26 protein-coding genes and 1 pseudogene are annotated in these 25,315 nt (G+C 62.9%); 13 read left to right on the top strand and 14 right to left on the bottom strand.

Translation table 11 applies throughout. From position 1 onward, the window contains the following. Positions 1-3: 3 nt before the first annotated feature. A complete protein-coding gene (locus PVE35_RS06480) occupies positions 4-1,149 on the bottom strand; it encodes a serine hydrolase domain-containing protein (RefSeq protein WP_268182208.1) in 1,146 nt (381 codons plus the stop codon). Positions 1,150-1,244: 95 nt separating this feature from the next. After that, complete coding sequence (gene dinG / locus PVE35_RS06475) at positions 1,245-3,389, bottom strand: ATP-dependent DNA helicase DinG (protein WP_277374169.1); 2,145 nt, start codon at positions 3,387-3,389, stop codon at positions 1,245-1,247. A 131-nt stretch (positions 3,390-3,520) separates the two neighbouring features. On the opposite strand from dinG, the gene PVE35_RS06470 reads away from it, so the two are divergent. Then, the gene (locus PVE35_RS06470) at positions 3,521-3,985 is read left to right on the top strand and encodes a CopD family protein (protein WP_277374168.1); all 465 of its coding nucleotides are present in this window, start codon (positions 3,521-3,523) and stop codon (positions 3,983-3,985) included. A gap of 39 nt (positions 3,986-4,024) precedes the next feature. Here the strand turns inward: PVE35_RS06470 and PVE35_RS06465 are convergent, their stop codons facing one another. The 3 genes and pseudogenes from PVE35_RS06465 to PVE35_RS06455 form a co-directional block, all read right to left on the bottom strand. Then, complete coding sequence (locus PVE35_RS06465; protein ID WP_277374167.1) at positions 4,025-4,786, bottom strand: collagen-like protein; 762 nt, start codon at positions 4,784-4,786, stop codon at positions 4,025-4,027. Beyond that, entirely contained in the window at positions 4,779-5,087 is a 309-nt protein-coding gene (locus PVE35_RS06460) for a DUF1145 domain-containing protein (RefSeq protein WP_268182200.1), read from the bottom strand. The genes PVE35_RS06465 and PVE35_RS06460 overlap by 8 nt, the downstream gene beginning before the upstream one ends. Before the next feature lie 162 nt (positions 5,088-5,249). Then, positions 5,250-5,600 (bottom strand): annotated as a pseudogene (locus tag PVE35_RS06455) (OmpA family protein); the annotation flags it as partial. Between the two features lie 496 nt (positions 5,601-6,096). Here PVE35_RS06455 and PVE35_RS06450 point away from each other — a divergent pair. From PVE35_RS06450 to PVE35_RS06440, 3 genes are all read left to right on the top strand, one after another. Then, positions 6,097-6,594, top strand: a complete 498-nt coding sequence (locus PVE35_RS06450; RefSeq protein ID WP_268182196.1) for a DUF6231 family protein — start codon at positions 6,097-6,099, stop codon at positions 6,592-6,594. A 5-nt stretch (positions 6,595-6,599) separates the two neighbouring features. After that, positions 6,600-7,079 (top strand): YchJ family protein, encoded by a 480-nt coding sequence (locus tag PVE35_RS06445; protein ID WP_268182194.1) that lies wholly within the window; start codon positions 6,600-6,602, stop codon positions 7,077-7,079. Positions 7,080-7,157: 78 nt separating this feature from the next. After that, on the top strand, positions 7,158-8,279 hold the full coding sequence (locus tag PVE35_RS06440; protein ID WP_277374166.1) for a hypothetical protein: 1,122 nt from the start codon (positions 7,158-7,160) through the stop codon (positions 8,277-8,279). 105 nt (positions 8,280-8,384) lie between these two features. Here PVE35_RS06440 and PVE35_RS06435 read toward each other — a convergent pair whose 3' ends face one another. Next, positions 8,385-8,921: a hypothetical protein gene (locus PVE35_RS06435; RefSeq protein ID WP_277374165.1), complete on the bottom strand. Its 537-nt coding sequence runs from the start codon at positions 8,919-8,921 to the stop codon at positions 8,385-8,387. A 230-nt stretch (positions 8,922-9,151) separates the two neighbouring features. Between PVE35_RS06435 and PVE35_RS06430 the strand changes: the two genes are divergently transcribed. The 4 genes from PVE35_RS06430 (at position 9,152) to PVE35_RS06415 (ending at position 12,932) form a co-directional block, all read left to right on the top strand. Next, a complete protein-coding gene (locus tag PVE35_RS06430) occupies positions 9,152-9,649 on the top strand; it encodes an LEA type 2 family protein (RefSeq protein WP_268182188.1) in 498 nt (165 codons plus the stop codon). Positions 9,650-9,653: 4 nt separating this feature from the next. Continuing rightward, positions 9,654-9,848: an SEC-C metal-binding domain-containing protein gene (locus tag PVE35_RS06425; RefSeq protein WP_268182186.1), complete on the top strand. Its 195-nt coding sequence runs from the start codon at positions 9,654-9,656 to the stop codon at positions 9,846-9,848. 7 nt (positions 9,849-9,855) lie between these two features. After that, a complete protein-coding gene (locus PVE35_RS06420) occupies positions 9,856-10,320 on the top strand; it encodes a DUF2489 domain-containing protein (RefSeq protein WP_277374164.1) in 465 nt (154 codons plus the stop codon). A gap of 98 nt (positions 10,321-10,418) precedes the next feature. After that, positions 10,419-12,932: a penicillin acylase family protein gene (locus PVE35_RS06415; protein WP_277374163.1), complete on the top strand. Its 2,514-nt coding sequence runs from the start codon at positions 10,419-10,421 to the stop codon at positions 12,930-12,932. A gap of 422 nt (positions 12,933-13,354) precedes the next feature. Here the strand turns inward: PVE35_RS06415 and PVE35_RS06410 are convergent, their stop codons facing one another. The 6 genes from PVE35_RS06410 to PVE35_RS06385 form a co-directional block, all read right to left on the bottom strand. Continuing rightward, complete coding sequence (locus tag PVE35_RS06410; protein ID WP_277374162.1) at positions 13,355-14,632, bottom strand: porin; 1,278 nt, start codon at positions 14,630-14,632, stop codon at positions 13,355-13,357. 166 nt (positions 14,633-14,798) lie between these two features. Further along, on the bottom strand, positions 14,799-15,131 hold the full coding sequence (locus PVE35_RS06405; RefSeq protein WP_268184221.1) for a YnfA family protein: 333 nt from the start codon (positions 15,129-15,131) through the stop codon (positions 14,799-14,801). A 6-nt stretch (positions 15,132-15,137) separates the two neighbouring features. Next, positions 15,138-15,566 (bottom strand): hypothetical protein, encoded by a 429-nt coding sequence (locus PVE35_RS06400; RefSeq protein WP_268182179.1) that lies wholly within the window; start codon positions 15,564-15,566, stop codon positions 15,138-15,140. A gap of 73 nt (positions 15,567-15,639) precedes the next feature. Next, positions 15,640-16,779, bottom strand: coding sequence for an MFS transporter (locus PVE35_RS06395; RefSeq protein ID WP_277374857.1), 1,140 nt, complete (start codon positions 16,777-16,779; stop codon positions 15,640-15,642). 124 nt (positions 16,780-16,903) lie between these two features. Then, entirely contained in the window at positions 16,904-17,716 is an 813-nt protein-coding gene (locus PVE35_RS06390) for an SDR family oxidoreductase (protein WP_277374161.1), read from the bottom strand. A 99-nt stretch (positions 17,717-17,815) separates the two neighbouring features. Continuing rightward, positions 17,816-18,190 (bottom strand): DUF2784 domain-containing protein, encoded by a 375-nt coding sequence (locus tag PVE35_RS06385; RefSeq protein WP_277374160.1) that lies wholly within the window; start codon positions 18,188-18,190, stop codon positions 17,816-17,818. Positions 18,191-18,391: 201 nt separating this feature from the next. On the opposite strand from PVE35_RS06385, the gene PVE35_RS06380 reads away from it, so the two are divergent. The 4 genes from PVE35_RS06380 to PVE35_RS06365 all read left to right on the top strand — a co-directional run bounded on the left by PVE35_RS06380 (position 18,392) and on the right by PVE35_RS06365 (position 21,844). Continuing rightward, a complete protein-coding gene (locus tag PVE35_RS06380; RefSeq protein WP_268182175.1) occupies positions 18,392-18,616 on the top strand; it encodes a DUF2061 domain-containing protein in 225 nt (74 codons plus the stop codon). 198 nt (positions 18,617-18,814) lie between these two features. Next, on the top strand, positions 18,815-20,113 hold the full coding sequence (locus PVE35_RS06375; protein WP_268182173.1) for a serine/threonine protein kinase: 1,299 nt from the start codon (positions 18,815-18,817) through the stop codon (positions 20,111-20,113). After that, positions 20,106-20,876: a VacJ family lipoprotein gene (locus PVE35_RS06370; protein WP_268182171.1), complete on the top strand. Its 771-nt coding sequence runs from the start codon at positions 20,106-20,108 to the stop codon at positions 20,874-20,876. Before PVE35_RS06375 ends, PVE35_RS06370 begins: the two co-directional genes overlap by 8 nt. A gap of 113 nt (positions 20,877-20,989) precedes the next feature. Beyond that, complete coding sequence (locus PVE35_RS06365; RefSeq protein ID WP_277374159.1) at positions 20,990-21,844, top strand: pirin family protein; 855 nt, start codon at positions 20,990-20,992, stop codon at positions 21,842-21,844. 3 nt (positions 21,845-21,847) lie between these two features. Here the strand turns inward: PVE35_RS06365 and PVE35_RS06360 are convergent, their stop codons facing one another. Together PVE35_RS06360 and PVE35_RS06355 are read right to left on the bottom strand one after the other, a co-directional pair. Further along, positions 21,848-23,023, bottom strand: a complete 1,176-nt coding sequence (locus tag PVE35_RS06360) for a patatin-like phospholipase family protein (protein ID WP_268182167.1) — start codon at positions 23,021-23,023, stop codon at positions 21,848-21,850. Between the two features lie 35 nt (positions 23,024-23,058). Next, the gene (locus PVE35_RS06355; RefSeq protein ID WP_277374158.1) at positions 23,059-23,991 is read right to left on the bottom strand and encodes a lipid A biosynthesis lauroyl acyltransferase; all 933 of its coding nucleotides are present in this window, start codon (positions 23,989-23,991) and stop codon (positions 23,059-23,061) included. A 502-nt stretch (positions 23,992-24,493) separates the two neighbouring features. On the opposite strand from PVE35_RS06355, the gene minC reads away from it, so the two are divergent. Further along, positions 24,494-25,222, top strand: a complete 729-nt coding sequence (gene minC / locus PVE35_RS06350; protein WP_277374157.1) for a septum site-determining protein MinC — start codon at positions 24,494-24,496, stop codon at positions 25,220-25,222. Positions 25,223-25,315: the final 93 nt, after the last annotated feature.

The following is a 25,315-nucleotide window of genomic DNA, read 5'->3' as shown; positions in this document are numbered from 1 at the left end:
CAGTTACAAGCATTGGGCCAGCACGCGCGCTATTTTTTGCGCACGCGGATCCATCAGCACATAGGGCCCCAGATTGTTGATGACGAAACCGAACGCGACATCGCGCTCGGGGTCGGCAAAGCCGCTGGAGCCGCCCGCCCCTGGATGGCCGAAGGCATTGCAGCCCAGGCCGTAGGTGGCGTTGGCCACCTCGGCTTGATCGAGCATGCAGCCGAGGCCGAAACGGGTGCGGGTCAGCAGGGTCTTGTCCTCGCCGACGCCGTGTTCGCGGGTCATCTCGGCGAGCAGTTCGCTTTCCAGCAGGCGGCCGTCGAGCAGGCCGGCGTAGAAGCCGGCCAGGCTGCGAGCGTTGCCATGGCCATTCGCCGCCGGCTGCTGCATGCGCCGCCATTCGGGCTTGTTGGTGCTGGTCATGATCGATGGCGGGTTGGTGAACGAGCGCGTGCTCATGGCACTGGCGTCGCTCATCATCACCTTGAGCAGGCGTTGCGCGGCGGTATCGCCGAGGTTGCCCTTGCCACGGCCGATATGTGCCACACGGTCGAATTCGCTATCCGGCAGGCCGACATGGAAGTCCAGCCCCAGGGGTTTGGCGATTCGGGCGGCGATGCTCTCACCGGGGCCACGGCCTTCGACGCGGCGGATCAGTTCGCCGACCAGCCAGCCATAGGTGATGGGCGCATAACCCTGGCCGTCGCCAAGCGGCCACCAAGGGGCCTCGGCAGCCAGCGCGGCGGTCATGGTCGACCAGTCATAAAGGGCTTCAGCCGGCAGCAGCTCGCGCAGCGCCGGCAAACCGGCCTGATGGCAAAGCAGGTGACGCAGGGTGATGCGCTCCTTGCCGGCGGCAGCGAACTCGGGCCAGTAGCGGGCTACCGGGGCGTCGAGTTCGAGCTTGCCTTCGCCCACCAGTTGCAGGGCCACCACGGCGGCAAAGGGTTTGGTGCAGGAGAACAGGTTGGCGATGGTGTCGCTGTGCCAGGCCTGCTGGCCGTCCTTGTCCATCACGCCGGCCCAGACATCCACCACGGTTTCCCCGCCGATCTGGATGCAGAGCGCAGCGCCACGCTCCTGGGGATCGTCGAACAGGCTGGCGAAGGTTTCCTTCACCGCCTCGAAGCGCAAGTCGAAATAGCCCTGAACCTGCACGTTTGACTCCTTTGACCAAATTGCGCGCATTGTTTCAGTCAATGCGCGGGTTGGGAACCGTTACCAATCGACAAAACGCCCGTGTCACGGGCGCTTCAGTGAATTTCCCGACGAAAGGGCGGCAGTGCGTTGAGAATCGCCTTGCCGTAGCGCTGTGTGACCACGCGCCGATCCAGCAGGGTGATGCTGCCGCGATCGGCCTCGGTGCGCAGCAGTCGCCCACAGGCCTGCACCAGACGCAGCGAGGCGTCGGGCACAGCGATTTCCATGAAGGGGTTGCCGCCACGTGCCTCGATCCATTCGGCCAGCGCCGCTTCCACCGGGTCGTCCGGTACGGCGAAGGGGATCTTGGCGATCACCACGTGCTCGCAGTAGGCACCGGGCAGGTCGACGCCCTCGGCGAAACTGGCCAGACCGAACAGCACGCTCTCCTCGCCGGAATCGACGCGCGCCTTGTGCTTGTTCAGCGTCTCCTGCTTGGACAGGTTGCCCTGGATGAACACGCGCTTGCGCCAGTCACGGTCGAGGCCGTCGAACACGTCCTGCATCTGCCGGCGCGAGGAGAACAGCACCAGCGTGCCCCGGCTGCCGGCGACCAGCGCTGGCAGTTCGCGGATGATCGCAGCGGTGTGCGCGGTGGCATCGCGTGGGTCGGCCTTGAGATCGGGCACCCGCAGCACACCAGCATCGGCATGGTGGAAGGGGCTCGGCACGATGGCGGTGACGGCCACCTTGGGCAAGCCGGCGCGCATGCGGTAACGGTCGAAGGTGCCCAGGGCGGTGAGTGTGGCGGAGGTCACCAGGCAACCGTGAGCAACGTTCCACAGGTTGCGCCGCAGGGTCTCGGCGGCGAGGATGGGGCTGGCGTTGACCTCGATGTCGAACAAGGCGCCGCTCTCGGCCAGGGTCAGCCAGCGCGCCATCGGCGGGCTTTCCTCCGGGTCTTCGGCGGTGAAGGCCAGCCACAGTTCCCAGTTGCCCTTGGCCCGTGCCATCAGGCTGCCGAACAGCGGGTACCACTCCTCGGCCTGGTGGCTGGCGATGCCCACCGCGCCCTCGCCGTCCATCGCCTCCTTGAGCAGCTCGGTGACGCTGGTGAACAGGTCATTGAGCTTGGAGAAGCCCTTCTTCAGCTCCAGCCCCAGTTCGCGCAGGTGCTCCGGCACCACGCCGCCAACGAAGCGATGACGCGGGCGTTCGCGCCCTTCCATGTCCTCGCCGGCCTTGAAGTCGGCCACCTCTTCGCAGGCCGTGAACATGAACTGCTGCTGGGTCTTGAGCTCGCGTGCCAGCTCCGGCACCTGTTCGATCAGGCGGCCGACATCGCCTGGCAGCGGGTTCTGCGCCAGCAACTTGGTCAGGTTCTTGTCGATCTGAGTCAGCCACTCGGAGGTACTGCGCAAGCGGGTGAAGTGGGCGAAGTGGCCGATGGCCTTGTCCGGCAGGTGATGGCCCTCGTCGAACACGTAGATGGTTTCGCGCGGATCCGGCAGCACCGCGCCGCCGCCGAGGGCAAGGTCGGCCAGCACCATGTCGTGGTTGGTGACGATCACGTCCACCTTGCTCATGCCTTCGCGTGCCTTGTAGAAGGCACATTGCTGGAAGTTCGGGCAGTGGCGGTTGGTGCACTGGCTGTGGTCGGTGGTCAGTTGCGACCAGCGGCTGTCTTCCAGCTCTTCTGGCCAACTGTCGCGGTCGCCGTCCCACTTGTTGCCGGCGAGTTTTTCGATCATCGCGGTGAACAGCTTCTGCCCCTGTTCGTCGACGTCGAGCTTGAAGCCTTCGTCCTCGAACATCTGCGCCGTGGCGCTCTGCGCGGCGCCGTCCTGCAGCAGGTTGTCGAGCTTGGACAGGCACAGGTAGCGGCCACGGCCCTTGGCCAGGGCGAAGCTGAAGTTCAGCCCGCTGTTGCGTAAAAGATCCGGCAGATCCTTGTGCACGATCTGCTCCTGCAGGGCCACGGTAGCGGTGGCGATCACCAGGCGCTTGCCAGCAGCCTTGGCCGTGGGGATGGTGGCCAAGCTGTAGGCCACTGTCTTGCCGGTGCCGGTGCCGGCCTCTACCGCCACCACGGCAGGGTCGCCCAGGCGCTTGCCCTCGTCATCGCTCTTGATGGTGCCGAGCACCTTGGCGATCTCGGCGATCATCAACCGCTGGCCGTAGCGAGGCTTGAGTGACTTGGCCTCGAGGAAGCGGGAATAGGCGCCCTGGATCTGGGACTTGAGTTCGCTGCTGAGCATGGATTCCGTAACGAAAAAAGGCTGGATAAATTTTCAGTATTCGCGGAGCGGCCGCTATCATAACGCGCCAATCGATCCGGCGCAGAACCCTGTGCCGAACGATTGCGCCAAGAACCGACAGGAGAGGCCCGATGACCTTCTACGCACCGCTCTACACCCTGCACCTGCTGGCCGCCCTGATCTGGGTCGGCGGCATGTTCTTCGCCTGGATGATCCTGCGCCCCGCCGCCGTCGAGGTGCTGGAAGCCCCCGCCCGCCTGCGCCTGTGGTTGAGCGTGTTCAAACGCTTCTTCGTCTGGGTCTGGATCGCGGTGCTGGTGTTGCCGGTGACCGGCATGGGCATGCTGCACGCCGGCTACTCGGGCTTCGAGGGCGCACCGCGCTACGTGCACATCATGATGGGGCTGTATCTGGTGATGCTGGCGCTGTTTCTGCGCATACAGGCGCTGCAACTGCCGGAGCTGCGTCGCGCGGTGGAAGCGGAGAACTGGCCAGCCGGGGGCGAAGTGCTGGGGCGCATCCGTCGGGTGGTGGGCAGCAACCTGCTGATCGGCCTGGTGCTGATCGCACTGGTGGCCATGCGCCCGTCGTTCTGAATGGGCTGATGTGCGCCGGATAGCACCCGGCGCACAGGCTCAGAAACGCAGCACCTGCATTGCGCCCTCGGGCCCGGCACTGCCTTCCCGCCCCGGCTCGCCTGGGCGGCCATCCGGCGCACCCTTGACGCCATACAGCCAGCAATCCTTGGCCGCACCACCGCGCCCACCCTTGCCAGCCGTACCGGCCGGGCCGCCATCGCCGCCATCAAGCAGTACCTGCACACGCTCGACCTCGACATGGTAGGGCACCTCCAGCGTGACCTTGCCACCTGGCGCCCCGGGATGCCCGTCGCTGCCGTCCTGGCCATCGTAGCCCGCACTGGCACTGCCCCAGGTACAGCCGCCGGGCTGCCCATGGGCGCCATCGAGGCCGTCATAGCCCGGCCTGCCGCGGCCACCGCGCACGTCCAGGGTCAGCGACTCGAGCGTCAGGTCATGCATCTTGATGCTGATTTCTCGCCCGGGAGTCGCCGGATGCTCATGAGTGCCAGGCGCGCCCTTGGCGCTGATCCAGGCGCCAGGCCCGACATCGGCGTTCTGCACCACCAGGCGCAGTGGCTGCTCGCTGGGTGCGACCCCGATGCGTGCCTCGCGGCCCATCTTCAGCTCGCCAATGCGCAGCTCGGTAACGCCAGGGGGGATCAGCAAGGTGGCGTGATCGGCCACCTCGACCCGCTGCAACTGCAGCGAGGCATGGCCTGCCGGCAAGCGCATCAGGCTATTGGACGGCACCTTGATCTGCGAGGCGGCCAGCACCGGAGTGACACACAAGCATAACGCCAAGGCCAGGCTACGCATGGGCAGCCTCCTGCTCAGCGCAAGCGCTCGGGCTGGCGGGCTCGTTCTGCACCGGCTTCAGCGAATAGAGGTGGAAGATGCCGAACAGCAACACCTGCAGGCGCGCTCCCCCGCCATTGCCAGCCGTTGCCAGCAGGCTCGAGAACAGCCATAGCTGCAGGCCGTGCAACAGCGCCATCGAGACCGCCAAGAGCAGGATCAGTTGCTCAAACGGGCTGTCCCACCAACCCGCCAGCGTGCTCAGCGACAGCAACCAGAACGCCAAGGACAGTGCCTTGCCGCCAATCATCAACCCCTTCATCCCCGCCCTCGGTAAGCATTGTTCTAATGGTGCGCAAGTTAACGGGTCATGCGCGCAACCACCAGAGCAGGCGGGCAGTTTTCCGGGATTTTCTGCATCCCCAGAAATGACGAGGCCCCGTCTGACCGAAATCAGACGGGGCCTGACCATCATCCACTGCTATCAGGGACGCGCTTCGACACCCGCTTCGACGCGACGGTTGATGGCGCGACCTTCCGCTGTGGCGTTATCGGCCACCGGACGGGTTTCGCCATAGCCCACCGCATCCACGCGGTTGCCTTCTACGCCGTACTGCTTGACCAGTACGTCACGCACCGCATTGGCGCGACGCTCGGACAGCTTCTGGTTGTAGGCATCGCTGCCAACGGAGTCGGTATGACCTTCGACCACGGTGGTGGTGGACGGGTACTGCTTCATGAAGTCAGCCAGCGCCTTGATATCGCCATAGCTTTCCGGTTTGACCTGCGCCTTGTCGAAGTCGAACTTCACGTCCAGTTCGACGCGCACGACTTCCATCGGCTCCGGCGCGACCGGCTCTTCGACGATCACTTCTTCCTCGACCACTGCCACCTGCTGCTCGTCGGCGCCATGCACCCAGCAATAAGCAGCACCCATACCGGCACCCACCAGTGCGCCACCACCCGCCCAGGTAGAACTTTCGATCGCCCCCAGCGCAGCGCCACCAACACCGCCAACGGCAGCACAGGTGGGCCAGTCGGTTTTCTGCAAGCCAGCGCAACCGGTCAACAGGGTACTGGCCAGAACCAGGGGTACAGCGTTCCTTGTGATACTCATAGTTTTAGGTCTCCAATGTTCATCGGCCCATAACCGATAACAACTCAGTAAAGACGGCTCTCACTCTCTCCGCCAGTTATCCATCTACTCAACGCTGATGTACGCAACCACGAACGCGTTCACGACGCCCTCATCGTCACGAACCTGTCGGCCATTAACCTAGGCCATTGCCTGGCTCTGAGTTAGCCTTTAATTCCACACACGAGGACGCCCGATGACCAGCCGCCCATCTTCCCGTACACCGCAGCAGGCCTTGGCGGCGCTGCTCGACCGCTACGCCCCGCAAACGCTGCTGCTGGTTGGCGCCAGCAGCCTGCCCGCCGTCAGTGCCTTTCAAGCGGCACACCCAGGGTGCCGAATAGACATCGCCCCAGCAGCCCCGCTCGCGACCGAGCTCAGTGGCAAGCGTTTCGACCTCGCCCTGCTGGTCGATTGCCTCGAGCATCTGCCCAAGCGCCAGGGCCTGGAGTTGCTCGCAGGCATACGCAATCTCAATGCCAGCCGCGTCGCCGCGCTGGTGGATCTGGCGGACTGCGACTGGCAGGAAACCGATTTCTTCGCCCTGGCCATGCAGGCCAGCGAGCAGTTCAAACGTGAAGGCCAAATGCTACATCTGTTTACCTATGATCTGCTCGATTACAAGCAAGTTCCCGACTGGTTGAACGCAAAGTTCTGGGCCAACCCGGAAAATTTCGGCAAGTACTGGTGGTGAACCCGATGAGCAATTCCCTTCCAAGCTGCCCGTGCGGCAGTGGCAACCCGCTCGAGCAGTGCTGCGGTCGCTATCACCAGGGCACCCCAGCGCCCTGCGCCGAGCAACTGATGCGCTCGCGCTACAGCGCCTACGTGCTGGGTCTGGTGGACTATCTGATCGCCACCACGCTACCCGCCCAGCAGTCCAGGCTGGCTCGTGACGCCATGGCGGCCTGGAGCGCGCAAAGCACCTGGCTCGGCCTCGAGGTGCATGGCAGCGAGGTGTTCGGCGGCCAACCCGAGCATGCCCAGGTCAGCTTCACTGCCCGCTGGCATGACACCAAGGGAGAGCACAGTCATCGAGAGTGCTCTTCTTTCGTGCAGCACGCTGGGCACTGGTATTTTCTCGACCCGACCGTGCCACTCAAGCACGGGCGTAACGACCCGTGCCCATGTGGCAGCGGGCAGAAATTCAAGAAATGCTGCAGCGCCTATCTGAGTTGATTCCTGACAAGTCTCAGCGCTTCTGCTTGAGTTGAACGAGCCGGGTGTGCCAACCACCGGCCCAACAAGGAGAAGCACATGCACAAGCAAAGCGCCCTCAGCCTCATTCTGGCCAGCCTGCTGGCCGGTTGCGCCAGTGGCCCCGGAGAACACGCCGGGCAATACGTCGATCTCGGCGACAGCCAGCGCGTCACGCGGCTGTTCGCCTACCCCAACAATTGCAACGTCATCTGCTACCGCGACTGGACACTGGAACAGACCGTCGAGCACTACCTCGAGCAGAGCCTCGAACGCGACGGCTATCCACAGGCCAGAGTCGAGGTGAAGCACGAAGGCGAACGCATCCATGCCCATTTCACCGGCGTCCCCCCAGACTACGGCAAGCCGCTCAAGCAGTTGCTCGATTCCGGTGACCTGGCCTACCAGGGCGCCAGCCAACTGAACCGCGACGGCAAGTGGCAGTACAACTGGTATTTCTTCCTGCCGCTGGGCATGGCCCTGGAAAACCGCAAGAGCGTCGAGCTGCTGCACTTCCCACCGGATTATTCCCTGACCCAGGCGCAGGATTATCTACGCTCCAGCACCACGGATCGCTGGGCGTCCTTGCTCGGCTACAACGGCATCCCGTTGGCCCAGACACCTGCCTATCAGACCATCGTCGACATCGCCCCCATCGCCGCGCCGGCCAGCGCCGGTAGCACCCTGGAGGGCGTCTACAGTTACTTCAACACCTACCAGCAGCGCATGGTCAGCGAACTCAGTGCGGGCAAGGGTGGCACCAGTCTGCCCATGGTCGCCTTCGGCAGCCCGGTGCGTGACTGGGTCAAGCAGCAGTATGGCGTGTCCCTGGCAGTACTCGGCCTGGGTCAGATCGACGCAGCACCCGGTCAGCAGGTTGCCGTGCTCGGTGCCAACCACCCCAGCTATATCTGGTATGCAGCCGACCCGGCCAATAATGGAGGCAGCCAGGCCAAAGCCGACGCGAACGGGATCAAGGTCATGGGGCAGGATCTGAGCGCCGCCTGCTGGCAGGCCGGCATGGGCCAGAACCCACCGGGTAATGCCCAGCAGACCCTCAGCGCGTGCACGCAGAAATGGCAGGTGACGGACAAGTTGCAGACCTGTGAGCTGTTCTACGTCACGGTTCGCAAGCTAAAACCGCAAGACGCCGAAGCCAAGTGCAAGAGCCAGGCAGGCTAGCAGACCGCGACCGGGTAAAAGGTCGTGGCACAGCGTAGCCTGGACGCAATCCGGGAGCTTTGCTCAACCTGGCCCCGGATTGCCTCCGGGCCAGGTCAGAGCACTTCATTCCTGCAGCTTGAGGTGGGAAGTATCGGGTGGCGGAGCTGCCGCATCGGCCTTGGCCTGGCCCATATCGCTACCCACTGGCGCCAGGCTGAACTGCGACAGATCCACGGCAGGCGCCACCGGCTCGGCCTTGGCCTCCTGCAGATCGCTGCCCACCGGGGCGATGCCGAAATCCGGCGCATCCACCTCGCTGAAGGCGGCCATGTATTCATCGCGCGGCGCCACCTGCAAGCGCCCAGGCCTCGTTGCAGCGCCTGGCGCGACCTCGGCAGGCGGCGGGGCCAGCTCCACCTCCTCGATGGGCATATCCATGTCGAGCACCTCGACCAGGGCCCCGGCACGCTCCAGTGTCGACCGGTACTTCTCGGCAGCGGTGGCATCGAGGTTGTTCTTGATCACGATACGGCGCCCGGAAAACAACTGGGCGATGCGCTGGGCGTCAGCCTGGAACAACCGGGCCAGATTGGCCTTCACCGTCTCTGGATCGGCACCCGGCACCAGTTGCCCGGAAAAGGCGATCTCGTAGCGACTCATGGTCACACTCCTGTCCTATTCGCCGCTCAGTATGGCGCAGCTTTTTACCGCCTCACAGCGACGCCATCTCAGCTTGCCCATGTCGAGTCTCTCGCTGTGCCCGGACACCGTCTGGGCAGCCACTTGAAGTGCCCTGACACAGTGATCGACACAGGCGGAAAATAATTGACGCCCATCCAGGTTGCAGCCAAGCAGTTGCTTGTTACACTGGAGCGCATCGGGGGTATGAAATGTTTTATCAGGCGCAAACGATAAGAATTATCAGCCTAATGATGTTTGTGGGCCTCGCCAGCGGCCTCGCTGGATGCTCCACCTGGATGACAGGTGGTTTCAAGGATCCGGACGTCCAACTCATCAAGGTGGATGTGATCAAGGCCAGGCTGCTCGAACAGGAGTTTCGCCTGCGCTTTCGCATCGACAACCCCAATGGCGTCAGCCTGCCAGTGCGCGGCCTGGTCTACGACATCACGCTCAATGACATACCTCTGGCCGAGGGTGTTTCCAACGAATGGTTCACCGTGCCCGCCCATGGTCACCACAGCTTCGAGGTGCCCGTGCGCACCAACCTGTGGCGGCACGTGCGCCAGGTGGTGAAGATGCTGGAAAAACCCGACCAGCCCATCCGCTATAGCCTCAGGGGCGAGGTGAAGACCGGCATGTTGTTCGGTCGCAGCGTGCACATGAGGCGCAATGGCGAGATAATCCCCGGCGATTTCATCCCGGAGTGACCTCATGAGCAACACACCCCACGTTCACGGCCCTGACTGCAACCACGACCACGATCATCAGGAGCACGGCCATGTGCATGGCCCACATTGCAACCACGGCCATCAGGAGCCGGTGCGCAACGCCCTGAAGGATGTCGGCCGCAACGACCCCTGCCCCTGCGGCAGCCAGAAGAAATTCAAGAAGTGCCACGGTGCCTGACTCGGGCATGAGTACGCTCGGCCTGACGCTGCTGGTTCTGGGCCTGCTGCTGATCGCGGGCCTGGCCACTTACGCCTGGTACCTCTGGCGGCGCGTCTGGGCACGGCAGAACGCCCAGATCCAGGCTCAGCGCGAACGCCTGCAGCGGCTCGGTGGCGACCTGCAGATCCTCGCCAGCAGCCTGCTGGATGAACAGCTCCCGCTGATCGAAGGCGCCATCCGCATCAAGGTGCTGCTGGACAACTACGACAGCGACCTGAGCAACGACAGCCGCTGCCTGGTCTTCCATCAGCTCTTCGAGGCCACCGCCGACGTGCCCACCCATGCGGCCTGGAAAGCGCTGGACAAGGCCGAACGGCGGCGCTTCGAGCAGCGCTTCAACGTCCTGGAACTGCAGCACAAGGCTGCCGCGCGTACTGCCGCACGCTGGTTGCTGGACGAAGGGCTCAAAGGGTCTCAGGCAAACGTCTGAGCCCTCTTGCCAGGCAACCTCGGCCTCTTTACCTTGGCGCCTTTGTGGCCGGTCATCGCATGATCGGCTTCACCCTCCGCACACCAAGGAACCTCGCCATGCGCACGCTGGCCCGCCTGACGCTTGCCGCCTCCCTGATCAGCCTCGCCGGCTGCCAATCCCTGCTCAACAGCCGCTACGCCGACAGCGTGCCGCCCACCCGAGGCGTGGAGCGGGTCAAGGGCGTGGCCGAAAGTGCATCGGTCAGGCGCAACGCCCTCGGCATGCCGCTGATCGAATCGAGCACCTTCCACGACGCCCTGTTCACCCTGGGTTACGTGCACGCCGGTGACCGCCTCAGCCAGATGGTCGGCATGCGCCTGCTGGCCCAGGGCCGCCTGGCAGAAATGGCCGGCCCCGGCGTGCTGGAGATGGATCGCTTCATGCGCGCGGTGAACTTGAAGAAGAGCGCCGAGATTCTCTACGCCGACGCCTCGCCGCGCCTGAAGCGCTTCTTCGAGGTCTACGCACGCGGCGTCAATGCCTACCTGTTCCGCTACAAAGACCGCCTGCCGATGGAGCTGGCCGAGTCCGGTTATCGCCCAGAGTACTGGAAGCCAGAGGATTCGGTGCTGCTGTTCTGCCTGCTGAATTTCGGCCTGTCGGTGAACCTGCAGGAAGAGATCGCTGCGCTGACCATGGCCCAGCAAGTCGGCGTCGACAAACTGCCCTGGCTGCTGCCGATCTACCCGGACGAGCCCCTGCCCTTCGCCGAGGCGGAAAAACTCGCCGGCCTCGACCTCAAGGGCCAGTTGCCGGACCTGCAGGCGATTGCCCGCAGCGCCGCGCAGATCGCCGACCAGCACATGCTTGGCGTCGCTGCCTCGAATAACTGGGCCATCGCCCCCGAGCGCAGCCGCGGCGGCAGGAGCCTGCTGGCCAACGACACCCACCTGCCACTGAGCATGCCCTCACTGTGGAACTTCGTGCAGATTCGCTCGCCCAGGTATCAGGCCGCAGGCGTTTCCCTGGCCGGCGTACCGGCCGTGGTCGCTGGCTACAACGGCAAGCTGGCCTGGGGCATGACCATGGTCATGGGCGACAACCAGGACATTTTCCTCGAGCGCATCAAGCGCGAGGGCAGCCGCCTGATGTACCAGGCCGACGGCAAGTGGTTGCCGCTGCAAGAGCGCCAGGAAACCTTCTTCATCAAGGGCGAGCGCCCGATCCGCGAGACCCTCTACGAGACCCGCAATGGCCCACTGCTCAATACGGTACTGGGCGAGCGCAAGCACATGCTGCAACCACTGCCCCTGCAGAGCAGCTATGGCCTGGCGCTGAAAACCACCCAATTCGAGCGTGACAAGAGCCTCGACGCCTTCTTCGAGCTGTCCCGCGCGCAGTCGGTGGACGAAGCCTTCGAGGCCGCGCGGGAAATCCGCGCCATGCCGCTGAACATCGTCTTCGCCGACGCTCAGCACATCGGCTGGCAAGTCACCGGGCGCTATCCCAACCGTCGCGAAGGCCGTGGCCTGCTGCCGTCACCTGGCTGGGACGAGCGCTACGCCTGGGACGGTTTCGCCGACCCCATGCTGCACCCTTATGACCAGGATCCGCCGCAAGGCTGGCTGGGCACCGCCAACCAGCGCAGCGTGCCACCAGGTTACGGCATGCAGCTTTCCAGCTCCTGGTACTACCCGGAGCGCGCCGAGCGCATCGCCGAGCTGGCCGGCAATGGCCGTCATGACCAGCGCAGCATGATCGCCATGCAATACGACCAGACCTCCACCTTCGTCGCCAAGCTGCAGGCCATGTTCAATGACCCGACCATGCACGAGGCGCTGCGCCAGGCTATCGCCGCCCTGCCCGCCGGCCAGCGCGAACGCGCCGATGAAGCTTTGAAGCGTCTGATGGCCTTCGACGGCAAGCTGGCTGCCAGCTCGGCCGATGCTGCCATCTACGGAGCCTTCCTGCAGGAAAGCGCGCGGCAGACCTTCCTCGACGAACTCGGCCCGGAAACCAGCCCGGCCTGGAAAGCCCTGGTGGAAACCGCCAATACTTCCTACTCGGCGCAGGCCGATCATCTGCTCGGTCGCCCTGACAGTCCATTCTGGGACGACATCCGCACCCCGCAGAAGGAAGACAAGCCCGCCATCCTGGCGCGCAGCCTGGCCGCCAGCATCGACCTGCTGGAAAGCCGCCTGGGCAACGAACGGCGAAACTGGCAATGGGGCAAGCTGCACACCTACCAATGGGTCACCGACACCACCCGCCTGGCGCCGTACATGAGCGCCAGCCAGCGCACCAGCATCAACACGCTGAAAGGCTACCTGGATCGCGGCCCCTACCCGGCCGGTGGCGACTACAGCACGCTGAATGTCTCGGGCTATCCCTGGGGCGAGAACTTCGACACCTTCCTGATCCCGGCCATGCGCATCGTCGTCGACTTCTCTGCCGACGAACCGCTGATCGGCGTCAACAGCTCGGGCCAGTCCGGCAACCCGGCCAGCCCGCACTATGCCGACGGTATCGAGGCCTGGCTCAAGGGCGGCTACATGAGTTTCCCGTTCAAGGCGGAGAATCTCGACAAGGTCTATGGCAACCAGCGTTTGCTGCTGGTGCCAGGCAAATGATGACCGTTCGTCGGGCAACGCTGAACCTTTAGCTCAGCGCCCCACTCTGAATAATCGACTTACTCCATAGATCATCTTTGAGGCGCCTCTGGCGCCTTTTCTTTTGCCTGCATTCCGTGCCTTTCTTGATCTGGCAGTCTGGCCCATAAGGAGCTTCTTCAGACTCGCGGCACGACCCACTCTCCCCAAGCGGGGCATGCAGAAGACATCCAGCGTATAGCCGCTCGGCTCATCATCACGGTGGCAATCGTGACTGCGTGACAAACCTTGCCTGGCGCGGGTACCAAAAGCCCCCCTGACCGGATGTAAACAGTGATTGCGGACTGCTTTCCTCTGCATTCCACGAAGATCCTTTTTACACTCGGCATAAAAAAGCCCCGCCAATGGCGGGGCTCAACAGGAGCTACTACTCGTGAAGCGGCTTAGAACACGTACTGCAGGCGCATAGCGATAGCATCGCCATCGTTATCGTCTTCGTCGTTGGTGATGTTGTGGGTCGAGCCCTTGATGTAGTTGGCAGACACCTTGACGGCCTCGTTGGCATACCAGTTAACACCGACGGTGTGAGTCTTGGCCTTGGTGTCTTCGACGTCTTTCTCTTCGACCTTGGCGTTGTCGTAGCGGTAGAAGACTTCCCAGGCACCGATCTGCTTGTCGCTCGGTTTGATGCTGTCGAACTTGCCGCCGTCGAGCTTGTAGCCACGCGCCTCGCCAGTCAGGGTGTAAGCCAGTTGCACGTTGTAGCCGCTGGCTTCACGATCATCGGCGATAAGGGAGTCAGACTTGGCATCGATATCGCGCTTCAGGTATTCGCTCTGTACCGAGAACGGACCTGCGGCGAAGGCTGCCTCCAGGCCCCAGGCACTGTCACCATCGAACTGCCCGGGCTGGCTACCAGCGAAGGTCAGACGGTTGCCGTTGGTGGTGTCTTCGGTGGTGCCACGAACGCCCATACGCGACGTTACGGAGCCGTTGAAATCTTCGACATCACGATTGGCATAGTTGACGCCGAAGTGCAGCACATTACCCGCTTCGGCCATCGGAGCGAATACAGCGCGCAGGTTGTAGGTAGGCTGATCCTTGCCGTGCTCGTCTTCGTAATCGGCGCCGTCTTTATTGAAGTAGCCAGCCGAGCCGTAGAACATGTTGCCAGCTACGCCACTGACTTGAACGCCCATGCCATCCTGCTTGTCGTTGACCCAGGAAGCGATTTCATAGATGCCGGAACGCTCCATGGCGGTGATCCACTTGGAGCTGGTGGCTTTTTCCAGGCCGAAATCGGGGTCGAAACGACCGACCTTGATGGTTACCGGAGCGAAACCAGTGTAAGCGATGGACGCTTCGTCCCAATCGGAGCTATTGCCGGACGAAGTGTTGCCGTTGCTGAAGTCATAGTTGAAAACGTACTTCCAGTCCTTGTAAGCGGTGCCGGAAATTTCCAGGATGGCACGGCGGAAGAATGCCTCGTTGGCAGTCTTGCCGTCATCGGTGAATACGCCATCGAATTGGGTGTAATCGGCCTGCAGACGACCACCGATCTTGAAACCGAATTCCTTGTCAGTGGTAGCGACTTCCAGACCACCTTTGGTCTTGACTACGATGTCGGCGCCGTCAGTGGTAACGGTACCGGCGAAAGCCTGGGCGGAGACGGCCAGAGCCAGAGCGCTGGCTGCGAAACCGGCGAAGTGCTTACGGATCATCGAGGATTCCCCTGTTGACTTTAAGTGTTGAAAACACCCGAGCAATGGCTCGTTCGTGTTGGGGGGAATCTTGGCGAGGGGTTATTTCAGCGCAGTTGCCGATATATAAAGATTTGGTTACAGCGGAACTTTTTAATCCGCTTGCTTATAAGGCATATAGCCAGATTCACGATGCCTGCAGTCGTGGCCCGAACAGGATGATGCCGGCACCGACCAGGCATAGCACAGCGCCCAGCCAGTCGCTGACCAGCGGCCGGCTCTTCTCCACCCAGGCCAGCCAACCCAGTGAGGCAACGATGTAGACGCCGCCGTAAGCCGCGTAGGCGCGCCCGGCAAAGGCAGCCTCCACCCGTGTCAGGAGCAGCGCGAACAGGGTCAGACTGAGCAGGCCGGGCAGGATCCACCACGCACTGCGGTCGAGGCGCAGCCACATCCAGAAGGCGTAGCAACCAGCGATCTCGAACAGGGCGGCGAGCAGGAACAGCAGGTAGTTGAGCATCATCTCTTAGCCGCGCAGACTGCCTTCGCGCTCCCAGGCACAGCGCACGCGCAAGGCGCCTTCCTGGGGGCTGTGAAAGCCACTATCGGACTCCCAGCGGAAGGTATGCATGCCGTTGAGTTCGGTCTCCAGATGCACCACGGCGCTGGCCCAGTACAGGCGCTTGAGCAACGTCTCGAAGGCCTCGATCCACAGGTTCCATTCGTATTCGACGCTGCCATAGCTGGCGCCGAAGTGAATCACCTGGGTCTGGTACAGCCCCGCCCCGGGCAGCTCGCAGAAAGAGAACATTTCCCGACCGAGGAAGGGCCACAACTCCCCGGCCGGCAGCTCGGCCAGGACGCTGCGGTTGCTTTCGCGGCGCAGGTGACGCTGCTCGGGGTCATCCGACGGCCAATCGCGGATACAGCCATAGACGATGGATTCGGACTCCATACCGGCACTCCAGAAAAAACAGACAGCCTTCTAACACAGGCCGCCAGCGCACGAAAGGAACTGCCGCCGATAATCAGCGACGTGCAGGCTGCCTGCGCCCCAGGCGCCAGGCCAGGCCCACCATGACCAGCGCCATTGTACTCAGTACCGCGAACGGCAAGCGGTAACTACCGGAGAGATCACGCGCCAGCCCGGTCAGGATAGGCGTCAGGCTGCCCAGGCTGTAGCCAGTGAACAGCATCATCGCCGTCCAGCGACTGACCGCCAGTGGCGAACCGGCTTCATAGAGTGGCAACACCAGCGACAGCGAGAAGGAACCGCCCAGCGAGAAGCCCATGGCGAATGCCCAGACCTCCGGCATCAGGCTCGGCATGAAGGTAATCATGCTCAGGCACAGGCAGGTGCTCAGGCCGCATGCCATCAACAGGCCGTAGCGCGCATCGAAGCGCTGGGCCAGCCAGGGCAGCAGGAAGGAACTGGGCATGCCCATGAGCATGATGATGCTGAGCAGCGAGTTGCTGTGCAGCATGCTCAGGCCCGCCTCGTGATAACGCGCGACTATCCAGGTGGCGATGGCATAGAACAGCCCGGCCTGCAAGGTGAAGAAAGCGCTCACCAGCCAGGCCTTGGGCACACGCCAGGGCAAGCCGGCGGCTTCGCCGTCCGCCGTACTGCTCATCCGGTTAGGCAGGCTTATCCACAAGGCTGTCGCGATCAACGCCGGGACTGCCCAACTCGCCAGCCCCAGATCCCAGGCATCGCCGAATAGCTGGGTCAAGGGTGCGGTGAGCACCGCACCAGCGCCGCCACCGATGGCCATGCCCAGCGAGTACCAACCCACCACACGGCCGACCTGGTCGGCGAAATGGCGCTTGATGAAGCCCGACAGCAGTGGCCCGGCCACGGCAATGGCCGCACCGAGCAGGATCGCGCTGCCGATCAGCAGACTGCTCTGCCGGGCGGCCAGACGCAGCGCCAGCGCCAGGGTGATGGAGGCCAGGCACAGCATGATGGTGCGCTCCAACCCCAAGCGCTGGGCCAGACGTGGCGCCAGCGGCGCGAGCAGCCCCATGCACAGCACCGGCAGGGCGGTGGTCAGGCTGATGAAGCCACGGCTCAGGGAAAGCTCGGTGGCGATGCGCTCGATCAGCGGCGCGAGGGAAGTGATACCGGGGCGCAGGTTGATCGCCGCCAGTATCAGGGCCAGCAACATCAGGCCCCGAGAAAAGGCAGTCACGAAGGCTCCACACTCAGTCGGCCGGCAGGCCGGGGGGCGCCACCCTACCCCCGAAGCCCCGATGAGGCAAGCCTGTCAGCCAGGAAAACTGACTGACCGATCAACTCATCGAACGCGCCTTGCTGCGCATCTTCTCGGCCATGCTGGCCATTTCGTCGTACAACGCCTGCGGGTTCTTCTGCTTCAGAGCCCAGGCCATGCGTCCCATCTCGTGCGGCAGGATGAGGAAGCTGCCCTTGGCCATTTCCGCATGAATGTAGTCGGCGATATCGGCTGCGCTGATCGGCGAGCTTTCCAGCAGCTTGCCCACCTGCGCCTTCATGGCTGGGGTCGGGCCACGGAAGGAGTCGAGCAGATTGGTCTGGAAGAACGACGGACACACCACATGCACACCGATCCCCTGCTCACGCAACTCCACCAGCAGACTTTCCGACAAGGCCACCACACCGGCCTTGGCCACGTTGTAGTTGCTCATCGCCGGCCCCTGCATCAGCGCCGCCATGGAGGCGATATTGACGATCCGCCCCTGGCTCTTTTCCAGCAACGGCAGGAACGCCTTGCAGCCCTTGACCACGCCCATCAGGTTGATGGAGATCTGCCAGTCCCAGTCCTCCAGCGACAGTTCACCGAAGAAACCACCAGAGGCCACACCGGCATTGTTGACGATCACATCGATGCCGCCGAACTTCTCCTCGCAGGCTTGGGCCAGGGCGGTCAATTGACTGTAATCGCGCACGTCGCAACGCTGCACGAAGCCATCGCCACCAGCCTGCCGCACCAGCGCGAGGGTTTCCGCCAGGCCGGCCTCGTTGACATCGGCCAACGCCAGCTTCCAGCCATCACGCGCCCAGCGCAGGGCGATTTCACGCCCCAGCCCGGAGCCTGCGCCAGTGATCATCATGCGGTTTTGCATAGCGGCCTGCCTTTGAATGTTCAGTTGCAATGGCTGGCAGTGTAGCCAAGGTGCACACCTCTCCGCGCCTCCATCAGCCTCATGAATGAAGCAGGCAAATCAGTGTGCAGAGCGCTTGCGGCGACGCCAGACCAGGCCCGCATAGACAACCCCATTGACCGCGACCACCAGCACCGCGAGCCCTAGCTGAATCTGCGGGGTCAGCCCACTGGGGTAAATCACCGGCAACAGGTAATACTCGACGAAACTGCCGGAATACCCGGCATCACCAGCAGCATGGCGGAGCTGGTTTTCCCAGGGAGTCAGCGGGCAGATCAGCTGAAAAGCCTCGACCACTATGCCCCAGGCCACGGCCGGCAGGTGCAACCAGCACAGCCGTGGCCAGCGCCAGACCAGCAGCCCGCCAAGCATCACGAACAGGATGAACATCAGGTGCAGCAGCACCACTGCATCGGCCGCCAGGCGCAGAAGCATTCCCATCTCCTCGGTGAAGGGTATCCAGGTTCCGACAAAGATACCCCGGTACCAAGACCCCATGAACAATAGACGATACCTTTCGATGAAAATCTATCGATTCAACAAGACTATCGACACCATGCAAAGGCCGAATTTCATTTCGCGCCTCCAGAGCACTAGCCTGGCCACATCGGTAAATGATTCTCATCGAGGTGTGCCATGCTCAAGACCCTGACCTTCACCATCATGCATTTCTGCATCGCTTTCGGCGTCGCCTACCTACTGACGGGCAGCATCGCGGTCAGTGGCCTGGTGGCTGCGGTCGAGCCGCTGTGCAACTCGGTCGGTTTCTATTTTCACGAGAAGATCTGGCAGCGCTTCGAGAAACGTCGCCAGGCCCCGCAGGAACGGCCCAAGCATGCCTGGTTGCATCACCACGCCTGACTTGCCAGCCCCCACCTCCTGCGCGGCATACTCGGCGCCAGGATCGAAGCTATCGTCATGCCGTGCCTCGTTCGTAAACGCTAGATAACCCCGGCTCATTGGCAGGCAAAGCGAACGCCATGGCACTTTGCCCGACTTGGCGTTGTCATAAACCCGCTGCTTAATCCAACGATCTCTTCGCAAAGGGACTTATCCTTCATGTCCAGCCTTGCACGACTGACCACCTGGTTGGGTGGCCTGCTGTTCTGTGTATCCGCCGTTGCCGCCGATATCGACGTGCAGAGCTACGGCTACCCGCTGGCCAATCCTTTCGAGGCCACCATTACCACCACGCCACCAGCACTGCGCCCCACTCTGCCGGATGACGCCGATATCGACCAGAGCGACTATTCGATACGCCTGCGCCCCGAACGCGAATTCGAGCTGTCGGAGAATTTCTGGCCGGTCACACGCATGCATTACCGCCTTGCCAGGCAGAAAGGCCGCGCACCGCTGATCTTCATCATCTCCGGCACCGGCGCCAGCTACGCCAGCAACACCACCGAATACCTGAAGAAGCTGTTCTACGGTGCGGGTTTCCACGTCGTCCAGCTCTCCTCTCCCACCAGCTATGACTTCATGGCCTCGGCCTCACGCTTCGCCACACCGGGTTACAGCCCGGATGATGCTGAAGATCTGTACCGCGCCATGCAGGCGGTACGCGCCCAGCATCCCAATCTCGAGGTCAGCGAGTTTCTTCTTACCGGCTACAGCCTGGGTGCCCTGCATGCGGCCTTCGTCAGCCATCTCGACGAAACCCGCCGTGCCTTCAACTTCAAGCGCGTGCTGATGCTCAACCCGCCGGTGAACCTCTACACCTCCATCAGCAACCTCGACAAACTGGTGCAGACCCGCGTACAGGGCATCAATAACAGCACCAACTTCTATGAGCTGGTGCTGGGCAAGCTGACCCGCTACTTCAACGACAAGGGCGGTTTCGATATCAACGAAGCCATGCTCTACGACTTCCAGAAGTCCAGGGAGCACCTCACCAACGAGCAGATGGCCATGCTCATCGGCACCTCGTTTCGCTTCTCCGCCGCCGACATTGTCTTCACCTCCGACCTGCTCAACCGCCGCGGTCTGATCACCCCACGTGGTTACCACATCACCGAAAGCACCAGCCTCACCCCCTTCTTCCAGATGTCCCTGCGCTGTGATTTCGATTGCTACATGACCGAACAACTGCTGCCCATGTGGCGCGCCCGCTACGACGGCGGCAGCCTCAACCAGCTCGTGCAGCAGACCAGCCTCTACGCCCTGGAGGACTACCTCAAGAGCAGCGACAAGATCGCCGTGATGCACAACGCCGACGACCTGATTCTCGGCCCGGGTGACATCGGTTTTCTGCGTCGCACCTTTGGTGACCGCCTGACCCTCTACCCGCGTGGCGGGCACTGCGGCAATCTCAACTACCGCGTCAACGCCGACGCCATGCTGGAGTTCTTCCGTGGCTAAGCACAGCATTCTCATCGTCGCCCTGCTGCTGGCCAGCGGGCAAGTCATGGCCGAACGCCGAGTCGATGCCGACGGCTTCACCAATCCGCTGCAGTACCTCAAGTTCAACCCTGGGCTGGATCAGCAGGAGTTCGAGCGCGCCTCCAGCGACGCCCTGCAGGTACCCGACCCCTGGGAACCCTGGAACCGGCGGGTCTACCACTTCAACTATCGCTTCGATCAGTGGGTCTTCCTGCCGGTGGTCGCGGGCTACCAATACGTCACGCCGGATTTGCTGCAAACAGGCGTGCACAATTTCTTCAGCAACCTCGGCGAAATCCCCAGCCTGGCCAACAGCCTGCTGCAGCTCAAGGGCAAACGCGCGATGAACAGCACCGCGCGCCTGCTGTTCAACACCATCATCGGCATCGGCGGCATCTGGGATCCGGCCACCGCCATGGGCCTGCCCCAGTACCGCGAGGACTTCGGCCAGACGCTCGGCCATTACGGCGTGCCGGCTGGCCCCTATCTGATGCTGCCGCTGCTGGGGCCTTCCAACCTGCGTGACACCAGTGGCCTGGTGGTGGATTACGGCTTGGAGAACGCGGTGAACTACCTGGACTACACCGATGCCAGCAGCGAAAACCCCGGTCTCAGCGTCTTGCGCGGCATCGACCAACGTGCCAACACCAGCTTCCGTTATGGCCAGTTCAACTCGCCGTTCGAGTACGAAAAGCTGCGCTACCTGTACACCGAATCGCGCAAACTGCAGATCGCCGATTGACCGGCTACCGGCTCATGTATCGAACCATTCGATACATGAGCCGAAATTTTTTCACCCAAATATCGATTCAATCGGCCTAGCATGACGTCATGCCACCTTTTCAGGAGCCTGCCATGACCACGCAACGCCGCATTCTCAGCATCCAGCCCGGCCAACCCGCCTCCGATGGCGCTGGCGTGCGCCTCAACCGCGTGATCGGCGGCCCGGGCCTGGAACGCTTCGATCCCTTCCTGATGCTCGACGAGTTTTCCACCGACAACCCCGACGATTACATCGCCGGCTTCCCGCCGCACCCGCATCGCGGCTTCGAGACGGTGACCTACATGCTCGAAGGGCGCATGCGCCATGAAGACCATCTGGGCAATGTCGGCCTGCTCGGCAGCGGCGGCGTGCAATGGATGACCGCCGCGCGCGGCATCATCCACAGCGAGATGCCCGAGCAGGAGTCCGGCGCCATGCGCGGCTTCCAGCTCTGGCTCAACCTGCCGGCCAAGGACAAGCTGGGAGAAGCCGGTTATCGCGACATTCCCGCTACGGATATTCCTCGCCTGACGACGGCAAAGGGTGTGGAAGCAGTGGTGATCGCTGGCAAATTCGACGATGGCGAGATTCGTCAGACTGGCGCCGTGCAACGCCCGCATACCGAGCCACAATTGTTCGACCTGCGCCTGCCAGCCGACAGCGCCATAGCGCCCAAGCTGCCGGATGGACATCGAGTGATGCTCTACGTCTACCAAGGTGAGCTGAACCTGCCGGATGCGAGCCCGGAGCCGATCAAGGCAGGTCGTCTGGTGCGCCTGTCGGACGAAGGCGCGCTGCACCTGGCTAGCAGCCAGGGCGCCGGCGTGCTGCTGATCGCCGGCAAGCCACTGCACGAACCCATCGTGCAGTACGGCCCGTTCGTGATGAACAGCCGTGAAGAGATCGAACAGGCCCTGCGCGATTTTCGCGATGGCGTGCTGGCCTGACTATCAGGCCATCTGCACCACTTCGGCCAGCCCGAGAAAAGCGCAGAGCTCCGCCTTACGCGCCATGGCGTCCTGGTAACCCAGCTCGATCAGCTCGTTACAGTAGCCCGGCTCGAACAACAGGTAACTGAGCACGCCGGCACCACCAGCCTTGGTCGCGCCTGGGCCACGCAGGAACAGGCGCAATGCTCTGGGCATTTCCCGCCGATGGCGGGCGGCAATCTGATCCAGCGGCCGGCTCGGCGCCACCACCAGCACCTCCACGGGCTTCAGCCCGAGGCCGTGCGGGCGTGACTCGCCAGGCAGCATGGTGCTCAGTTGATTGATCCGGTTGAGCAGCTCGATATCGCTTTCCAGACTATCGATGAAGGTGCTGTTGAGCATGTGCCCACCGATCTGCGCCAGGGTCGGTGGCCGCAGACCGGCCCCCCTGCTCGGCGGCTCGGCAGCCTGGCCATTACCACTGACCCCGATCACCAGCACCCGGCTGGCGCCCAGGTGCAGGGCCGGGCTGATCGGTGCCGACTGACGCACCGCACCATCGCCGAAATACTCGCGACCGATTCTCATGGGCGGAAATATCAACGGAATCGAGGCACTGGCCAGCAGGTGGTCGAGCGCCAGGCGTGTGGGGATACCCAGACGACGATGGCGGAACCAGGGATCGATGGTCGCCCGCCCCTGATAGAAGGTCACCGCCTGGCCACTGTCGTAGCCGAAGGCCGTCACCGCCACGGCGCGCAGTTTGCGCTGGCGCACCGCCGCGGCGATTCCGGAGAAATCCAGCTCCTGCTGCAACAGATCACGCAGTGGCGAGCTGTCGAGCAATGCCACCGGCGTGTCACGCCCCAGACCGAGCAAGCTGTGGGCGATGAAGCGCGAAGCCTGACGCAATACGCCGGGCCAGTCGCTGCGATACACCTGATGAGTATGAAAGCGCTGCCACACCATGGTCAGGCGCCGCACAGCCTCACCAAACTGCAAGGCGCCACAGGCCAGGCTGACGGCGTTGATCGCCCCGGCAGAAGTGCCGACGATTACTGGAAAGGGATTGTGCGACGCGTCTGGCAGCAGGTCGGCGATGGCGGCCAGCACCCCGACCTGATAGGCCGCACGGGCACCGCCACCGGACAGGATCAGCCCCGTGACGGGCTCATGCGGACGGGCTATGACGGTCATGGGCGATCCTGTTTTTTTGTTTGAGTATAGAGTGACTAACGGCGCTTTCCGTAAAGCTTCGGTTCACCCTCGGGACGCGTCTTGAAACGACGGTGTGCCCACAGGTATTGCTCGGGGCAAGCACTGACCACCTGCTCGACCCACTGATTGATGCGCAGGCAGTCGTCCTCTTCGCTCTCACCCGGAAAATTCGCCAGCGGCGGATGGATCACCAGACGATAACCGCTGCCATCGTCCAGGCGGCGCTGGGTAAAAGGCACCACGCGCGCCTTGCCCAGGCGGGCGAACTTGCTGGTGGCGGTGACGGTGGCTGCCTGGATACCGAACAGCGGGACGAAAATGCTCTGCTTGCGTCCGTAATCCTGATCCGGTGCGTACCAGATGGCGCGGCCGGCGCGCAGCACCTTGAGCATGGCGCGGATGTCCTCACGCTCGATAGCGCTGGCATCGAGATTGTGTCGCTCACGGCCACGACGCTGGATGTAATCGAACAGCGGGTTCTTATGCTCACGGTACATGCCATCGATGGTATGCAACTGCCCGAGCAACGCGGCGCCGATCTCCAGGGTGGTGAAGTGCACAGCCATGAGGATCACCCCCTGCCCCTCGGCCTGAGCCTGTTGCAGGTGCTCAAGACCTTCGACGTGCGCCAGTCGGGCCAGACGCGCCTTGGGCCACCACCAGCTCATGGCCATCTCGAAGAAGGCGATACCGGTGGAGGCGAAGTTCTCGCGCAGCAAGCGCTCGCGCTCGGCAGCGCTCATGTCGGGAAAGCACAACTCCAGGTTGCGGGTGGCGATACGCCGACGCGAACCCGCCGTGCGATACATCAAGGCTCCCAGTGCACGTCCCAGCTTCAGTTGCAGGCCATAGGGCAACTGCACCACCAGCCACAGCAGCGCGAAGCCCAGCCACAGCGGCCAGAAGCGCGGATGAAGGAAGTAGGAACGAAAGCGGGGGCGATCCATGAAGGGGTTCCAGTTACGAGCAAGGCCGCGCATTCTAACAGGCTGTTGAAAAACTACCTGCGTTGGCAATACTGCGTTTAAAACATCAAAATGCTCATTTACAGCACGTAAACCCGAGTGCGGGCCCAGTCCTTTTTGACTCACTGCGTTCGCCCTTCGGGTCAGCCTTCGACTGTTACTCCCGCTGGTCGTTGCGGCTGTTTTTGCGGGGCCGCCATCGGTATTGTCTTGCCTACCTCGGCTCGGGCTTCCTGCTTCGCTCTACCTCCTGCATCCATGCAGTCGTCGCCTACGTTTTTCAACGGCCTGCTAACGCAGTTTTCCCACCAGCTCGGACACCCGGCCTGGTGCATGGCCCGCGCACATGGCGCGGCAACGCCCGAATCGCTCGTCATCCCCATGATCTCCATTGGCCAGCAGGCGCCGTGCTGGTTGCGGCCTGCAGCTCGAATCGCTATAAGTCCGGCATCTTTCGCATCGCCAGAAGGCCCATCGCCTCACCATGAGCCAAACCGACCTCCTCGCCCAAGACCCCGTATTCCAGCTCAAGGGCAGCATGCTCGCCATCACCGTGATGGAACTGGCGCACAACGATCTCGAGCGCCTCGACGCGCAACTGACGGAAAAGGTCGCCCAGGCCCCGGCCTTCTTCAGCAACACACCGCTGGTGCTGGCGCTGGACAAGCTACCCGAAGGCGAAGGTGAACTTGACCTGGCCGAACTGATGGCCGTCTGCCGTCGCCACGGCCTGCGCACCCTGGCCATCCGCGCCGCGCGCGAGAGCGACATCGCCGCCGCCGAGTCCATGGACCTGCCGGTACTGCCGCCTTCCGGCGCGCGCGAACGACCCATCGATCCGACGCCGCCCAAAGCCCCGGAGAAACCGGCCGAGCCCGAGCATCGGCCCAGCCGCATCATCACCACCCCGGTACGCGGTGGCCAGCAGGTCTATGCCCAGGGCGGCGACCTGATCGTGCTGGCGCCGGTCAGCGCTGGGGCGGAACTTCTCGCCGATGGCAACATCCATGTTTACGCACCCATGCGCGGCCGTGCCCTGGCGGGAGTCAAAGGCAACGCCCAGGCACGCATCTTCTGCCAGCAGATGGGCGCCGAGATGCTCTCGATCGCCGGCCACTACAAGGTCGCCGAAGATCTGCGCCGCGACCCGCTATGGGGCGATAGGGTACAGGTCAGCCTGTCAGGGGACGTGTTGAACATCACCCGTCTTTAACGGATACTTCCGCCACTTTTTACGGACATAAAAAGGGCATCTGGAGGCCTTGGTTGGCCTCGGATTCCCGCGTTTTATTCATTTTTTGGGGTG

The sequence above is a fragment of the Pseudomonas sp. AA-38 genome (genome assembly GCF_029457475.1).
Lineage (GTDB): Bacteria > Pseudomonadota > Gammaproteobacteria > Pseudomonadales > Pseudomonadaceae > Aquipseudomonas.
The sequence above is the reverse complement of the archived record's forward strand: the minus strand, read 5'-3'. Positions and strand labels throughout refer to the sequence as shown.

What these genes read in the sequence shown, in the direction of transcription:
- PVE35_RS06460 (WP_268182200.1), bottom strand. Translation starts at nt 5,087, where the DNA reads ATGAAGGGGTTGATGATTGGCGGCAAGGCACTGTCCTTGGCGTTCTGG.
- PVE35_RS06425 (WP_268182186.1), top strand. Translation starts at nt 9,654, where the DNA reads ATGAGCAACACACCCCACGTTCACGGCCCTGACTGCAACCACGACCAC.
- PVE35_RS06365 (WP_277374159.1), top strand. Translation starts at nt 20,990, where the DNA reads ATGACCACGCAACGCCGCATTCTCAGCATCCAGCCCGGCCAACCCGCC.
- PVE35_RS06405 (WP_268184221.1), bottom strand. Translation starts at nt 15,131, where the DNA reads ATGCTCAACTACCTGCTGTTCCTGCTCGCCGCCCTGTTCGAGATCGCT.
- minC (WP_277374157.1), top strand. Translation starts at nt 24,494, where the DNA reads ATGAGCCAAACCGACCTCCTCGCCCAAGACCCCGTATTCCAGCTCAAG.
- PVE35_RS06380 (WP_268182175.1), top strand. Translation starts at nt 18,392, where the DNA reads ATGCTCAAGACCCTGACCTTCACCATCATGCATTTCTGCATCGCTTTC.
- PVE35_RS06355 (WP_277374158.1), bottom strand. Translation starts at nt 23,991, where the DNA reads ATGGATCGCCCCCGCTTTCGTTCCTACTTCCTTCATCCGCGCTTCTGG.
- PVE35_RS06435 (WP_277374165.1), bottom strand. Translation starts at nt 8,921, where the DNA reads ATGAGTCGCTACGAGATCGCCTTTTCCGGGCAACTGGTGCCGGGTGCC.
- PVE35_RS06470 (WP_277374168.1), top strand. Translation starts at nt 3,521, where the DNA reads ATGACCTTCTACGCACCGCTCTACACCCTGCACCTGCTGGCCGCCCTG.
- PVE35_RS06430 (WP_268182188.1), top strand. Translation starts at nt 9,152, where the DNA reads ATGTTTTATCAGGCGCAAACGATAAGAATTATCAGCCTAATGATGTTT.
- PVE35_RS06450 (WP_268182196.1), top strand. Translation starts at nt 6,097, where the DNA reads ATGACCAGCCGCCCATCTTCCCGTACACCGCAGCAGGCCTTGGCGGCG.
- PVE35_RS06440 (WP_277374166.1), top strand. Translation starts at nt 7,158, where the DNA reads ATGCACAAGCAAAGCGCCCTCAGCCTCATTCTGGCCAGCCTGCTGGCC.
- PVE35_RS06400 (WP_268182179.1), bottom strand. Translation starts at nt 15,566, where the DNA reads ATGGAGTCCGAATCCATCGTCTATGGCTGTATCCGCGATTGGCCGTCG.
- PVE35_RS06410 (WP_277374162.1), bottom strand. Translation starts at nt 14,632, where the DNA reads ATGATCCGTAAGCACTTCGCCGGTTTCGCAGCCAGCGCTCTGGCTCTG.
- PVE35_RS06420 (WP_277374164.1), top strand. Translation starts at nt 9,856, where the DNA reads ATGAGTACGCTCGGCCTGACGCTGCTGGTTCTGGGCCTGCTGCTGATC.
- PVE35_RS06445 (WP_268182194.1), top strand. Translation starts at nt 6,600, where the DNA reads ATGAGCAATTCCCTTCCAAGCTGCCCGTGCGGCAGTGGCAACCCGCTC.
- PVE35_RS06385 (WP_277374160.1), bottom strand. Translation starts at nt 18,190, where the DNA reads ATGCTTCTGCGCCTGGCGGCCGATGCAGTGGTGCTGCTGCACCTGATG.
- PVE35_RS06465 (WP_277374167.1), bottom strand. Translation starts at nt 4,786, where the DNA reads ATGCGTAGCCTGGCCTTGGCGTTATGCTTGTGTGTCACTCCGGTGCTG.
- PVE35_RS06375 (WP_268182173.1), top strand. Translation starts at nt 18,815, where the DNA reads ATGTCCAGCCTTGCACGACTGACCACCTGGTTGGGTGGCCTGCTGTTC.
- dinG (WP_277374169.1), bottom strand. Translation starts at nt 3,389, where the DNA reads ATGCTCAGCAGCGAACTCAAGTCCCAGATCCAGGGCGCCTATTCCCGC.
- PVE35_RS06360 (WP_268182167.1), bottom strand. Translation starts at nt 23,023, where the DNA reads ATGACCGTCATAGCCCGTCCGCATGAGCCCGTCACGGGGCTGATCCTG.
- PVE35_RS06415 (WP_277374163.1), top strand. Translation starts at nt 10,419, where the DNA reads ATGCGCACGCTGGCCCGCCTGACGCTTGCCGCCTCCCTGATCAGCCTC.
- PVE35_RS06395 (WP_277374857.1), bottom strand. Translation starts at nt 16,779, where the DNA reads ATGTTGCTGGCCCTGATACTGGCGGCGATCAACCTGCGCCCCGGTATC.
- PVE35_RS06390 (WP_277374161.1), bottom strand. Translation starts at nt 17,716, where the DNA reads ATGCAAAACCGCATGATGATCACTGGCGCAGGCTCCGGGCTGGGGCGT.